This window comes from Eubacterium sp. OM08-24 (assembly GCF_003438075.1).
In the GTDB taxonomy this organism is placed as follows: Bacteria; Bacillota; Clostridia; order Oscillospirales; family Acutalibacteraceae; genus Ruminococcoides.
The window spans coordinates 322,498-338,311 of sequence record NZ_QSTA01000001.1 but is presented as its reverse complement, the minus strand read 5'-3'; the positions used below and the strand labels follow the sequence as shown (position 1 = coordinate 338,311).

The 15,814-nt window shown below is 35.1% G+C and carries 7 protein-coding genes; all 7 read right to left on the bottom strand.

Going from position 1 to position 15,814, the window contains the following annotated elements; genetic code table 11:
- Window positions 1–80: 80 nt before the first annotated feature.
- Complete coding sequence (locus DXC23_RS01700; protein ID WP_117704477.1) at window positions 81–566, bottom strand: macro domain-containing protein; 486 nt, start codon at window positions 564–566, stop codon at window positions 81–83.
- Window positions 563–7,972 (bottom strand): LPD25 domain-containing protein, encoded by a 7,410-nt coding sequence (locus tag DXC23_RS01695; RefSeq protein ID WP_117704476.1) that lies wholly within the window; start codon window positions 7,970–7,972, stop codon window positions 563–565. Before DXC23_RS01695 ends, DXC23_RS01700 begins: the two co-directional genes overlap by 4 nt.
- 54 nt (window positions 7,973–8,026) lie before the next feature.
- Complete coding sequence (locus DXC23_RS12590) at window positions 8,027–9,685, bottom strand: DUF4316 domain-containing protein (RefSeq protein WP_242997380.1); 1,659 nt, start codon at window positions 9,683–9,685, stop codon at window positions 8,027–8,029.
- Window positions 9,675–10,505, bottom strand: a complete 831-nt coding sequence (locus tag DXC23_RS01685) for a class C sortase (RefSeq protein ID WP_117704475.1) — start codon at window positions 10,503–10,505, stop codon at window positions 9,675–9,677. The genes DXC23_RS12590 and DXC23_RS01685 overlap by 11 nt, the downstream gene beginning before the upstream one ends.
- A gap of 23 nt (window positions 10,506–10,528) precedes the next feature.
- Window positions 10,529–12,025, bottom strand: a complete 1,497-nt coding sequence (locus DXC23_RS01680; protein ID WP_117704474.1) for a SpaH/EbpB family LPXTG-anchored major pilin — start codon at window positions 12,023–12,025, stop codon at window positions 10,529–10,531.
- Complete coding sequence (locus DXC23_RS01675; RefSeq protein ID WP_117704473.1) at window positions 12,009–14,837, bottom strand: SpaA isopeptide-forming pilin-related protein; 2,829 nt, start codon at window positions 14,835–14,837, stop codon at window positions 12,009–12,011. The genes DXC23_RS01680 and DXC23_RS01675 overlap by 17 nt, the downstream gene beginning before the upstream one ends.
- A 249-nt stretch (window positions 14,838–15,086) precedes the next feature.
- Window positions 15,087–15,674, bottom strand: a complete 588-nt coding sequence (locus DXC23_RS01670; protein WP_199523035.1) for a hypothetical protein — start codon at window positions 15,672–15,674, stop codon at window positions 15,087–15,089.
- Window positions 15,675–15,814 lie beyond the last annotated feature (140 nt).

Here is a 15,814-nt window from a genome sequence, read left to right as displayed (position 1 = left end):
GTAAAAGGTGCTATCTGCCTTTACTTTTTTTAAATTATATAATTTAGTTGACTCATTGAAAAATCACTCTATAACTAATTTTAAAGTGAAACAACAATATAAAAAGTCACTTTATCACTTATAAGATTATCAGCTAATAATTCTTGAACAACTTTTGTATCAAGTCTGCCTGTTCCACACCCAAGCAAGGGGACAGCTACTGATTCTATATTAAGGTGTTCAGCTGTTGCTATAATTTTGGGAATTAGCTTTATTATATTTGAAATTTTTGCTTTACTTCCGGGAGAACGCATAGTAACTGCGTGTATTACTTTTCTACATACCAAGTTAGGAGCATCGGTCACAAAAACATCTCCCGGTGCATAGCTGAAAAAAGGTTGCGTTTTACATTTTGCTCTTGCAAGTTGTTCAACAGCTCCTTTAGATGCAAATTGTATGCTCTCTGCAACTCCTCTATGTAGTTCTGTAACACATCTTTTACCTCCCATATATCCAAAGCCGTTGGCTGCATTTACAATTGCATCTACATCAAACTTTGTTATATCTCCTTTTGCGTAAATTATCATAGTTCAGGTGCACTCCTTTTTATTTCAGGTTTATTTTGTTCCGGAGCAATTTTATTTTTTGTCCTGTGCAAAATAGAGTTCTTGCTAAAATAGCAAGTTTTTCGTTCTGAAGATACATTCTGTCGCTGAGCAAGGTCAATATTCAAAGCTGTGGTTAATTCAGCTAATCTGTTCGTCTTTTCTGTAAGTTCCTGTTCAAATTCAAAGGGTTTTGTAAGCATTTCTTTTGCTGAATTGTAATCATAATCAATTCGATTCAATTCTTTTTTAGCATTAGACAGAAATTCATTGAATTTTGTAAACAGATTTTCAAGTTTAGAAAGATTGTGAATATTAAGACTACCAAAATTAACCTTGTATTTTCCGTTGCCTAATCTCGCAGTAATATCATCAACAATCAAGCCTTTATTGATTATTTCAACCTCATATCCTGAAATATCACCTACTTTAATGGTTTCATTTCGGTGCTGCCTTGATAATGCTACAAAAGCTCCAAGAGCTTTAGCTGCGGATTTTCTATCTTCTTCCGAGTTGGTATAAGCTGCATCTCCAAAATTATATGTATAAACAATCGAGCCTTCATCATCTTTAGGCAATGCATTTAACTTATCAATATCTTTTTGGATATTACCAATCGTGCAGAGCAAATCTTTTCTTTGCTCAGGATAAGCGTTTACTTTGTCCTCAAGCTCATAACGGGTATTATCATATTCAGATTTATACGCTGTAAGTTCTTTTACTCTGTTTTCAAGTGTGAGTTTCTCTCTTATACGCTCATCACCGGTGCAAAGTGCTTTGATTTCCGAATACGATAACGCAGCTTGGTCAACATCAGTACATTTTCGTGCAGGAGCTTTTGATGTCATAATTTGACTTATGAATTTCTGCTTCTTTTCAAGCAGCTGATACGAATAAGCATCAAAAGTGCCTTTCGTTACATAGCGATAGAGATGCACTTTTTCGTTAATATTACCTTGCCTTACCATTCTTCCTCGTCTTTGTTCGAGGTCAGAAGGTCGCCAAGGTACATCCAAATCGTGTAGGGCAATAATTCTATCCTGCACATTTGTTCCTGTGCCCATTTTGCCAGTAGAACCTAAGAGTATGCGAACCTCGCCACTTCGTACTTTTGCAAAAAGCTCAGATTTTTGCTTTTCATTCTTAGCATCGTGAATAAACGCTATCTCTTGTGGCGATACACCCTTAGCAATAAGTTTATCTTTAATATCGTCATACACGCAGAATTTGCCTGATTCTTCGAGAGAGTCAATTTCTGTAACACTCTTTGTATCCTCGTCTTTGCTGTCTGCATCAACATTTACACCTTTGCCCGGAACACCTAAATCACAGAATATAATTTGCGTAAGTTTTTTATCAGTGGTTTTCTCATAAATGTCAAAAACATTATTAACACACACATTTAACTTTGTACCGGGATTATCTTCAAATTCTGCATCGATAAGTCGAGGGTCAAGTCCGAGCTTTCTGCCGTCACCGGTAATTTTGAGCATATTATCCTGTGACGGATCTACGGAGCCGTTATTGACCTCATCAGCTCTGTCTGATAGTTCATTAACAAGCTCTTCCTGCAATTCGGTCGGTTCAACATCTACTATGTGCATTTCACATTTAGGTACATTAAGATTTAATGTATCCGATGTGCGAACATCTGCTATTAACTTAAACATAGACATCAGTTCAGGCAAATTAGAATATTCTGCAATTCTTGTGCGTTCTCTAAACTTGTTGCCGGCAGGAGCAAGCTCATACTCTTTTTTCTGCACACCAAATGTTGATACCCAATTATCGAAGTTTTGCATATTATTATGGCTCGCAAGAAAATCATAATTTAAGTATCTCATCATTGTATGCAACTCAGTCACGCTATTTGAAATAGGCGTACCTGTTGCAAACACAACACCTTTTCCACCGGTCTTATCATCAAGATAGCGACACTTTGCAAAAAGTTCTGTTGCTCTTTGAGATGCTCTTGAAGATATACCTGATACATTCTGCAATTTCGTAGTACAAAATAAGTTCTTAAATTCGTGTGCTTCATCAATGAAGAGCTTGTCTATTCCAAGCTCTTCAAAATATATGGAGTTGTCCTTTTTAGCCGACTGTAATTTAGTAAGCTGCTTTTCAAGGCTCTTTTTCGTACGCTCCATATCTTTGATTTTAAAATTACTGCCGTCCTGTGCCTTTAGTTCTGCAATACCTTTGATTATATTATCAATCTGCTCTTGATATATTGCTTGTTGCCTTTCAGGTGACAACGGCAGCATTTTAAGCTGAGTATGTCCAATAATCACAGCATCATAATTGCCTGTTGCAATTTTACTCATAAGTTTTTTGCGGTTTTCAGTCTTGAAATCATCCTTTGTAGCAACAAGAATATTTGCGTTTGGATACAACTTAAGAAAATCGTCACCTACTTGCTCAGTAAGGTGATTTGGAACAGCAAAAAGGGATTTATGACACAATCCAAGCCTTTTACACTCCATTGCTGTTGCAATCATTTCAAAAGTTTTTCCCGCCCCGACAGAATGTGCGAATAGCGTATTACAACCGAATATTGCGTGAGCAATTGCATTTTTCTGATGCTCGTGAAGTTCAATGTTAGAATTCATACCCGGAAAAGTAAGATGTGAACCATCATATTGACGAGGTTTAATACAATTAAAAGTTCTGTTATATGTATCAAGAATATCTTTTCGCCTGTCAGCATCTTTAAATATCCAGTTTTTAAATTCTCTGCGTATTGCGTTTGCTTTTTGTTGTACTACTTGCGTTGCAGGCACATCAAGCTCACTTATGGGTTTATGGTTTTTATCAAATATCGGTCTGCCAAATTCATCGAGTTTAATTTTATATACCTTTGGTTCAGTGAGATTTAATGCTGATTGAAATATAGCATAACCCGAATAGCCGTGGGCACCATAAGTTTTAGTTACGGTGACAGACTTGTCAATAGATTTATTACTAATGCTCCATCTGCCGGAATAAGCTGAATATTCTACTTCAATCTTCTTACCATCTTTTTGCCAATAATATTTAGGTGCATAATCTGAACGATTTTCTTCAGGTGTCTTAAAAATCTCATACATAAATTGTTCATAATACTTTGGAGATATCCATGTTGCACCGATACTTACATCAATGTCAGCGGCTTTTAATGGTTTTGGCTTTGCTTTCTCAAGTGCAATTATATTTGAACGATAAATATCATTATCTCTTGCACTTAAATTAGCCATATCAAGTTTGGCATAAATATCGCCTGACAAATATTCAGATGCCGTTTGGTACACAATGTTATCCTTGTTTGATAACTCAGGTACAGCAAATATCTCTCCGTTTGCACATAAATTTATCCTTAGATTTTCTTCAGGTATATCTGTCAAACTGCTCATATAAGCAAAGTCAATAATGCCTTTTTCAGCAATTGATATTGCGAGAGCTTCCGATGCGGTATCTATATGCTCAATAGCTGTTTTAGGTACATTCACACGCTGAGTGAAGATATCAGATTTTTCAATTAATTTGCTCTTATCATAACTTTTTTCAAGCGAAGCTACAAGCTGATATGCACCATCAAAGCCAAGAATATTACGATTATAATTGTTATGCAAAAGACCATATCTTATATAATAATCGTCATATAATGTATTGAGCTTTTCCTGTAATTGAACAACTTTATCATCATTGCCTTCGTATTGCTGCACATCGAGTAATTCACGCAATGTATCCCTAAGCTGTATATATTTTGATATACGGCTTATATTTTTGGCAGTATATTTTTTGTCAAGTAATTCTGAACAAGGAATTGTTATTAACTCACTCTCGTTGTTACTTCCATAAAAATAAATATCATTATTGCTCTTAAAATAACTTTCGGCACGAATACCCTGAGGTAATATAATTTCATCAGACTTTTCAGCCAATGGTATTAGCTTATCTTTATGCGGTGTATAAGTAAAGCTGATATTATTAACTGCTATTGCAAGTAAATCTGATAGCGTTCTTCCGTCATCGAATGGCACACACATTGTATCGTCTGTTCTGCCGTACATTTTATTACCCTCAACAATTTCACCAAGCACCATTTCAGGGTGCTTTACAAAATAATTGTTTACAGGCAATCCGTCAGCTGTCTGACCTATGCTTACCCAAGTTGGTTCTACTATGGGCGGTTCAGAACGCTTTTTTAGGAATATAATATCTGATGTAACTTCTGTACCGGCAGACTTAAAAGCATTATTTGGTAATCTGATTGCTCCAACTAAATCCGCTCTGTTTGCTAACTCTCTGCGAAATGAGCTGTCCTTCTTATCAAGCGTACCTTTAGAGGTTACGAAAGCAATGATACCACCGTCACGCACTTTATCAAGTGATTTCAAAAAGAAATAATCGTGAATTTTTAGGTTTTGAGAGTTATACTTTTTATCATTTACTCCAAAATCTCCAAATGGAATATTACCGATTGCAACATCGAAGCTGTTGTCATTGAAATGAGTGTTTTCAAATCCGTCAATAGTGATATTAGCTTGCGGATATAGCTTTTGAGCTATTCTTCCTGACAAGCTGTCTTTTTCAACACCGTACAGATTTACTTTACCTCTTAAATCTGCAGGCAAGCGACCAAAGAAATTGCCAATGCCCATAGCAGGCTCGAGAATATTTCCGCTTTCAAGTCCTGCATTTTGAATAACCTTGTATATACTGTCAATTATTGTGCTGTCTGTATAAAACGCATCAAGTACTGATGACCTTGCAGCAGTATATTCATCATCAGTAAGCAGATTTTTTAGTTCTAAATACTCATTTTTCCATTTATCATTGTCAGGCTCAAAAGCATTTGCAAGACCACCCCAACCGGTATAAAGGGAAAGTTGCCTTTGCTCTGCAACAGTTGCTTTACGATTTTCACTTTCAAGAGTTTTTAATATTCTGATTGCCGTTATATTATTTTTAAACTTTGTCTTTGCTCCTGTAACAGTTTCTCTATCTTCCATTACATAATTTTTGCCTTTCTCTACAGTTGTATGTGCTGCATCAGAGAATAGAGTATCGCCGTTATCAAAATCAAACAGTGTAGGCTGTTCTGTTTCTATGTTTTGGGTAACTTCATTTTCATCTTGAGTCTTGGCAGGAAAATAAGCAGTCTTAGACGCTAAAAGTCTATTGAGATTTTCTTTACTTTCAGCTCTGAAAACAGGGAATGAAGAAGATAAGTCACGAAGTTGTATATCAAAGTTTCCAATAGTTTCAACTGCAAATTCTGTTTCATCAATATAGATTACATCTCCTTTTTGGAGGTTGTTTATTTCTGCAAAGTATTGTGTTTCAGTATTTTCAACATCAATGCCTTTCGTTTCGGTTGCATTGTATATTTCTTTTGTTTCAACCAATCCTACTGATTTTCCGTCATTTTTGTCAAATTCTATATCAGCTTCAAGCACTTTCACAACACCGCTATACTGTGGATACTGTTTCAAAAAATCGATAACTCCACCTATGCCGTCCCCGATGTCCTGCCGTTCGGTGTATTTCGTACCGTTCGGCATATTAATAATAAATTTCGTTTTTTCATAACCAAGATGAATATTGTCAAGTTCACCGTTTCTGTATGCTTCTGCAACCGCATTTTCGCTGCCGTATTCCTCAATTTCAAGCTGTCTTTGCTCAACCCATTCGTCATCGGCATTTTTCATAAGCGTATCAAATTCGGCAACCGAATAAGTCTTGCCGTTCTCAAACACCTGACTTTCGCTCCAATCACAAGTAATTGTTGGACGGTCGGCTTTTGGTTCGATGTCAGCTTGCTGTAATTTTTCATAATCATCAGCTGACATACTTCCGTCATAAACTGCCGTATCGAAATCATCTTCGAAACCCATACTGAATTTATCGTAAAAAGGCAAATTATTTTGCTTTGCAACTTCCTGTGCTTTGTTACGCAAGCCTGCTCTTTCCGCTATTTCCTCCGGCTCAAAATAAGATTTGTAATAATCTGTTTTATCTGGAACAGTATAATTTACTGTAGCAATATTAGTAAGCTGTTCTATTACTTCTTTAGAAAAGCCTTCGGCTATATGTTCATTACTATAAAATTCTTCGTATGTATCACGAAAATAATCACTACCAACATCAGCAAGTGTTTGATTACTTACAGAATCAAGATAATCAAAAAAGGCTTCGGGATCATTTGAGTATTTTTCAACAGCACTTACAATTTGGTCGTAGTTAATATCAGATATTACGAATTGACCACCTGAAACAGAATCAGGATTAAAATATATATGCGTTATCCTTTCTGTATCAGGATCGTGATAGAATAACTCTCTTTTAAGACTGTCATAATCGGGAATAGTTGTAATATATGTACCACTTTCAATTTCGCCTTCAATCTCAATTCTTGTTATATTCTTAACATTTGCAACAATGTTAATTAATTTGTCATAATCACCTTGCTGATATGCTAAGTACATATCTTCCATTTCAGAAACCGAAAAAGTAAAATCAAGAATATCAAGAACAGAGTCCATGTTTTTATCAATCATATTCTTAATTACTTTTTCCTGTTCTGACGAAAAGCCTTTATCTTGAGTATATTTTTCAAACAAGATATTTTGGTCAAACTCTTTTTTCAGACCATTAAAATCATTTCTGCTTGCAAATACACATTCTAATCCGTGTAAGTTTTCAAAGATTTTTACAAACTCATCGGATAATTTAGCTATGTCATCAGCACTATATTTGTTAGTGCCTTCAAACATTGCATCAAAAGCAGATAATAAATTTTCATCATCAATTCTGTCTAATAAAAGATTTTCTGCTTTATTTATTGACTTAAGCTGTTCTTCAGAATAATTAAGTTTTTTAACCGCATCTTTGATTGCATTTGTAATTTTGCCGTTACTGTTAGTAATTAAACTTCTCTGTTCAGTTATCTCTTTTGCTATACTTTGAATTTGTTCAACATAAGCCTTGTCAATGGTAATTGTAACAGAGTTATATACATCGTACAGCTTACCTGAAAAGGGTATATTCAGTTCATCAAGCCTATAAGCAACAGCGTAAGCAATGTCAGCACTATATTTTTGATAGTATTTATTATTGATGTTTTTAAATGGTGTATTTCCAATTATTTTGTTTGGTTTATAAGGCTTATTATTTGAGTTGCTTACAGCCTTTATATTAATATTAAGTTTATGTATGTTTTCAACATCGTTTTTGTTTACTGCTATATAAGCATTGCCTTTTCGTATGTAAGCACAGTAATTTAATCCTGCATTATTTATGCTTTGCTCAATTTTCTTTAGTTCTTTTTCATCTGCAATAATAACTTTCTTATCGGTGTTTGGAGTGTTATTATTCCAAATAGAATTGCCAAATAATTCAATCATATTATTACCTCTATAACAAAAGCCTTGTGCGATTTACGGCACAAGGCTCAGTATTTATATTTCCTGTCCGTGGTTTTTTGTCTTATCGTTAGTTTTTTGCTGTTGCTCATTATGTGCAATTGTTTCAGCATTTTTCTTGAGTTGACTCCTTGACAGTGGCGATTTGCGTTCAGGCTTTTTCAGCTTTTCATATTCTTGCTGTTTATTGCCGTTGTTTATGATTCCGTCAATGCTGTCATAATCATCTTCAACAGACATTTCTGCGTTTTTTAGGTAATTGTCTTTTTCTTTAGCTATGCTTGCGGAGTCAATAGCTTTACTGCAAGCATTTACAACAGTTTCTGCTTTTACAGCTTTTTTGCCGGTAAGGTCAGATACAATATTGTCACAACTCTGCTCAATAACATTTTCGATTTTTTGTTCAGACATTTTATTAATTGTATCGAATTTATCAACGAGTGCATCAAGAGCAATCAGTTTGTCACGAAGCTTGTCCTTCTTATTTGCAAGATTATTAATTTGCTTTTGAAGCTTTAGCTTTTCAGATGCAAAATGTGTTCTACCATATTCAGACATAGCTTTATTGAGTTTTTCCTGAGTTACATCAAATTTTTCAGAAGCATTTCGGATTGCAATACTTCTGAATTCCTGAACACCGTTGATAAAGTTTTCTTTTCTGCCGTCTTGCGTTTTCATATTAGTGAGAAATGTATTAATTTTTTTACATAAAGTAATCTTACTTTCATACTTATGAATTTTCTTATTGTTATCAGCAATACGGCTTTCGTGTTTAGATAGTTTTGATTGCATATTCGCAATTTTTTCTTGTTTCTCTTGAGAAATAAGATTTAATACAGTAAAAATAGTTTTAGGAATAACCTGTTCAAGAGCCGAGATAACCTCAACAAACTCTGTTGCCTTAGTAATCTTATGATTGAGTTTGTTGATTTTGGCATTAAGATTTGTATTTTTATCCTCAAATTTTGCAATTTTCTGATTGTACTTATCATAAAAGGATGCAAGTATCGGATTTTCTATATTGATACTGTTATCCGGCTCTGATTTATCATATTCAGTTTGGACTTTGGTATATGTGATGTCATTATTTTTAGCTTTTTGTTGCGAGTAATTCTTAATTGCTGTCTGAATTTCTCTATCATCAAATGAGCCATAGTCAATTACGCTGTAATCTTTATTTATCCTGTCTTGTAATACTTGAACAGTATAATTGTTCATCAGAGTATGTACATTATTGACAAATTCTCTCACAGCTTCCCACCCATCAAAGCCAAAAGCATTTTTTGTATCGACTTCATCTTTTGATTTCCACATAAGGAAATCATCCGAATAACCTTCAACCTGCACGAATTCATAACCTAAAGTGTTCATATCTTGAACAAGTGTAACTCTATCTTTATCGGATATATTTTTTTCGGATACCGGATCGTAGTGAGCTTCATATAGTTGCTTTCCGGATATATTTTCGGCTATATTCCCGAACCGGTCATATAGCATATAAGTACTGTTTTCATTGAGTGAGGTTAATATTGTCTTAGCATTATTTATCTCCTCACAGTTATCTTTTTTTATCCACAAGAAGCGTATATTATCGCTAAATGTGCCGGGAACTCTTGTCTTGATTTCTTCCTCGGTTTCCTCTTGAATAAGTGACTTATCTATAGTTATAGCAACCGCTCTATCTTTATCGGGCATATTTTTTCCTCCTTTTTCTCGCAATAGTTACAATTATGGCTGCAGTAGGAAATACAATTATTGCAGATATTATAATTTCAAAACTATTTTTGCTTTCTGATTTTGTGCTTTCTATTGCTTCATCTTGTGTTGACGACACTATAACTCTTTCAGCGGTTACAATAAGTCTGTGACTGTTAACACCGTAAGGATAACAAGTTATTAAGCTCAGCAAGTCTTTTGTATCATCTGCATTTAATAGAGATGTATCGTCAGGTTCAACAATGTTTTTTGCTGTTATTTTGTATGTAAGTGTATTATCAAGCACATAGATGTTAATAGTGTCACCGACTGTAAGCTCAGTCAGATTATCAAAAAAGACCTGCGTTGGATAGCCTGTGTGTGCTGATAAAACAGTATTGTTGCCAATACCACCCGTAGGCAAAGCACTATTAGGTATGTGAGCAACACCTTTTTTAAGCACATCAGGATCACTACCGTGGTATATAGGCAGTTTTACATTGATTTTCTTAATTTCGATATATCCTATAAGTCCATCTTCAAAATTCAATGCATTATCATAACTGTCAACAAGACTATCTGTTGAATATGAAAATGTACTTACTGTATCACGCAAAGTTTTGTTATATTTTTCGGCAACTGATAACAGCGAAAGCCGGTCAGTTGCCGAAATAGTGTCTGAATATTTTGTATAATCTTTTATAACTGTGATTGAATATAAGCTGTTAATAGCATTGGATATAGTAGGATAAAGTACCATAGAAACAGATAAAACCATAAATGCGATTCCAATAACCAAAAATAATTTGCTTCTTTTCATATGGTACTTTTCTCCTTATATTTTTATGCTTTAACTTTACGGCGAGTAGCTAAAATAACTATGCCACTAATTGCAAGTGCAGAACCAATAACATAGAACATTGCAGTACCTGCACCGCCTGTCTGTGGGAAAAAAAGTCTTGTATCTTTAACATCAATACTAACTGTGCCGTCCGTCGGACAATTAGTAATATATGAACCATCAGTAAATGCAGCTCCATAAGTTACATCAATTGTAATAGGAATAACTTTACCATAGATGTTGTAGCCTGTAGGAGCTTTTGTTTCGACAATATAATATTTACCGCTTGCAAGCTTGATTTCTTCTTTGTTGGAGTTATAAAAAGTAACTTTACCTGTCTTATCAGATACGCCGGTTGCAATCTCATTTGTGAGGGCATTTCCATCTTCTTCCGATACAAAAAGATCGAATCCTGCCCCTTCAAGGGGATTGCCACTAGTATCTGTTTTATTTACTGTTACTGCAAATGTGTAAACATAAACTGTATTACCGTTTACTTCTGACTCAACACCGTTTTTGTTAGCATACACAAGTTTTGTTTCGGTATTAGGGTTACCGGCTTTACCGACAACTGCATACTTATTGAGTTTTGCAGAGTAGGTGACAGAAGTATATGCAGCATTTCTTGCATAAAAGTCATTTTTCTGAAGATAAGCATTTGTAATTGCTACATTAAATGTAGTAGCTTTACCGTCAACTTCAGAAGTTACATTAAGTGTATAATCAGATGTTGTAAGGTCAGCAATTTTACCGCCTTGTGCGTTTAGAAGTGCAACCTTTACGCTGTCTTTATCAAGAGTAAGTCCTGCTGACATTTCGTCATACACGCTGTAAGACTTGAGCTTCATAGTAGATGATCCGGCTGTTGATGACTTAATCTCGAAGTTTACTGTATCACCGAGTGAAACATCGGTATAGTTTGCGTTGTCCTTAGTGCTGTTTGTGATTGTCTTTCCGGTAACTACATCACCGTCATTAACCTTAGTTGCAAGGTCAATAGCTTTATATGTATATACCCAACCGTTGTTATAATACGGAAGTGCTATTACGCTGTTTGTAACACTTTTTACGCCGGCAGGATAGTTTGTTGCCTTGATATAGTACATTCCCTGAGCAAGTCCTGAGAATGTTTTTGTAACAGAAGTTGCTGATGTAGTAAATGTACCTACAACAGAAGCAGTTGAAGGCATTGTTGCGATACCGTCAAGAGCTGCCAATACAACTGATGATTTACCTCTCAATATATCTTCTGAAATTGACGGAACGAGCGAAGTATAGCCTGTCTGATATGGATTTTCGGTTGTTTTTAGTTCAGCAACTTTATACACAGTAAAGGTATATCCCGGCTTTGCACATTTTGTAGTAATCGATACTTTTTTAGTAGTGTCAAGTAAATTGTTATTAGTTGCGGCTGATGCAAATGGAATTGCCGACATAATCATCAAAACAGCAACTGCCATTGCAGTAAAAATTTTAAATACATTATTTTTTGATTTCATACTGATTTTCCTTTCTGTTTTTTGCTTTAGTAATAAAAAATGTTGATATAAGTGCCAATGCTATGCCTATATAGTAAAGCGGTGCTCTGCCGACTCCACCTGTTTCAGACAACATTGTCTTGTTATCTTTTACGGTAAACTGAATTAAAAGCGGAGTTTCTGCGTTTGCAGAAATTTTAAATTCTAACTTTTTACCATATGGCATATATCCTGTTGGTGTTATGCTTTCGACTAAGTAATAATCACCGACCGGAAGCTTGTCAATGGTCAAACTGCCATTTGTCGCTATGCACTCAGTTGCACTTGCACCGGTGGATTTATACGAATATTTACCGTTACTATTTTTTCTGCATTCAACAGCTGTGCCGTCAGCTTTATAAAGTTTCCAACCGGAGCCGTCTATAAGAGTGTCAGAACTGTCTGTTTTAGTAAGTTTTAAAGTACCTGTAGCAAGTCTGTTAGCAAATGTAAATGTAAGTGTTACATTTTCTTTAAGGGTAATAGTTTTTGATGTTGGAGCAACATATCGGTCAGGAACAGAATAAGTGCCGTCAGAATTTTTGTAGCCTAACTCACTTATTGTGTAATAAACATATTCACCGCTCAACTTATAAACAGGCAAATTGTTAAGTGTAGCTACACCATCAAGACCTTTTGCAGTTGTAGCAATGACTTCATCTGTAATGCCATCATCAGAGGTTATTCTAAACCACACATTTTTAGCTGTATTGTTAGAACGCTTACTGTCATCTGCCGTCTTGTAAATGCTAAGGTTACCAAATTCTGTATCACGAGGTTCGGGGACTTCGATTTCGTTAAAAGTCATTACAGAACCTGTAATCTCATCAATTTTTATTTGTCTGATAAACAATTCAGAGTTTAGTTTAAAGCCTTGCGGTGCTTTAGTTTCCTGAATTGTAACTGTTCCGAGCGGTATAGCCGGGTTAGGATTTTCGTCACTTGTTAAGTAAAACGGTTCACCAAAGTCGCTATCAGCACGATGAGCTTCATCTAAATACGTATATCCTCTGCTATCAGTTTTTAATACCCATTGCCTTTCGGGTCTTTTATCACTTAACTCATCCTCAGAATAGTAGTAACCTTTATAGTAAGATACAGTAAACTCTGCGTTTTCCATATTTGTGTATTGACCAGTTAATTCATCTTTTTTATGAAGCAAAATATATACCGGGTCATTCATTGGTTCATCAACTATCGTTGCCGACAATACAGCATAGCCACCATAGGTTTCACTCGTTAATGTAAGATTAACGGCTTTGTTGTACTTCTTAAATCCATTAGGTGCTTCGATTTCAACAGCATATAAAGACTTACTGTAAGTAAATTTATAAAGCTCAGAGCTTGTACTGTAGTCCCAACTATTACCGTCAGCAGAAATTGCCTTGCAATTGCCTTTACTGTCGGTAATAAAGTATCTTACAATATTGTTTTTCTTGCTATTGTCGGCAATATAATCATAAGCACTTTTTTGATTGCTAAAAATGGCAAACAGTGCACCGTCTAAGTCATAACAAGAATTATTATCCGTTAAATCAGGATTAGCACTTTCTTTTTTTAGGTTTAGTCTTACTCTTTCTGTATCGCTTACATTTAACACATCAAGTGTTTTTTCCTGCTTGCAATCATCAGATGTAATGGTGATAGAGTACTCTGCATCGTCAATGGCATAATATTTACCGTTATTCGGTGCTTTTGTTTCTTTCAGTACATAATCACCTGCATCAAGCTCGAAGTAGCTTTTACCTATCCAATCCTGATTGGAGTAGGAATATTTGATTTTTGAAATATTACCGTTTCTGTTAAGCTGTGCAACTGCGACAACCGAGTTGTCGGCTTTTTTATACAGAGTATATTCTGCACCGCTGAAATTAAGATAATCCTTATCCTGAGTGCTTTCTGTCAGGTCTTTAATACTATCGTTAGTGCCTGACTTTTGTAGCGACAATTTAGCTTTTTTCGGAATTTCAACTATGAGGTGCTGATATGTTCCGTCTTTTGGATTTTTTGGCTTAGGGTGAGCAATATAGATATTTGTTGTACTTGCGTAATCTGCAATTTTGCTGTAATTACCGCTGTGCTTTGAAACACGCTGGCACACATCAACAATCATATCTACCATTTCAGTAATCGCACTGTATCCGCTCCAAGTTTTCCAAGCTGTACTTTTATCATTAAGCATTGTGTGATAAAGCTGAGATAGTGCGAAATGACTTAGGATATAGTATGCGTCATCATTACTTATTTTAGCAGCAGAGAAGAATGAGCTGTATTTGTAATCGGCTTTCGGACATATGAATTTGTCATACATATACTGCTTCATAGTCTTGTTTTCAACTACAATTTCTTTACTGTCAAAGAAATGTTTTGCATACAGCAACTCTTCACCAACAATGAGTGCTTTTTCGGAAGCATTGCTCGAATTTGGATCAAGCTTAATAACTTCCTTGCCCGTTTCGCCGTAAAACTCAGTAAATTCAACTGTATTTCCTTGCGTAGTCTGAGCAAATGACTGTGGGTCAATGCAATAGCCTATTTCACCGTTGAATTTAAACTTGTATGCATCCAAACGACCGTCACTGCCATTGTTGACAAGAACGATAGGCTTCTCTGATGATTCAATTAGCACCTTGCCGCCGATTTCATCAAGTCCCGTATATGAATATGCTCCTGCAGAAACGCTTGCAATAGGCAGCATAGCAAATACGGTTGCAAACGCAGCTGCTAATGATGTCAGCTTTTTAGGCTTAAAAACTGCTGCGACAGCTGATTTTAGCTTTCTTAATTTTTTCATAAAACTCTCCTTCATTTGTTTTGATAGAAAAGTTGGGAAATTCCTAAGGAGAATCTCTTGCACGAATACACATCATTTAACCTCCAATCATTAAAAATATTCCTCTATATTTAATCCGCAATTTTTCGAGTTTTGCACCCTTATTTTTCTAAAAAAATTAAATTTTTTTAGAAAAATAAAAAATGCCCTGAAATTAGGGCATAAAAAAAGCAGAGCCGTAACAGCTCTGCCGTAAATGTTTATGTAGTTTTATCTGCTTTTGCTCTTATCCTTAGCGTTCGAAAAATGTTTTTGTCCTGCTATTGCTTTCGCATTACGAATTATCTGATTTCTTGATAATGGAGATTTAACTTTATTAGAATTAAGTGATAATTCTTGAAGCATTATCTTTTCTAATCTTAACACATCGGGGAAAACGAGATTATAACCTTTTCGTGTTAAAAGCAATACTTTATTAGCACAGGTAAATATTTCTTGCTTTAATTTATAATTCACAGGTACAGGATTATTATTTCTTGTATGTGCGTGGTCTAAATAGGCTTCTGTTATAGGAAACATATTTTGAATTAAAAATGCTGACGCTTGACCGTCAAATTTACCAAGTATAATGGTATCGCATTTTCCGTATTTTTGAGCTTTATTCTCTGCGATTGCTTTATATTTTTTATATTTAGAACTCATTGGAACAACCCATATTAAGTTTGTATTCAAATCTCTAAAGCAAAAGTAAGTAGGTCTGAATTTTCCGTTGTCCTTGTTAGACATAAGCTTATTATCGTTTACTTTTGCAAAATATGAATCTTTTATATGATATACATATCCGTCTTTTACTTCCATAATATTCCCTTAAAACAAAAGTAACCCTATCATAATGACAGGGTTACCGAAGATTTTCGAGCCAGTCACTTATTATTCGCCAGTGGTGGGCGAAAAACATTTTCGAGCCAGTCATTTATTATTCGCCAGTGGTGGGCGAA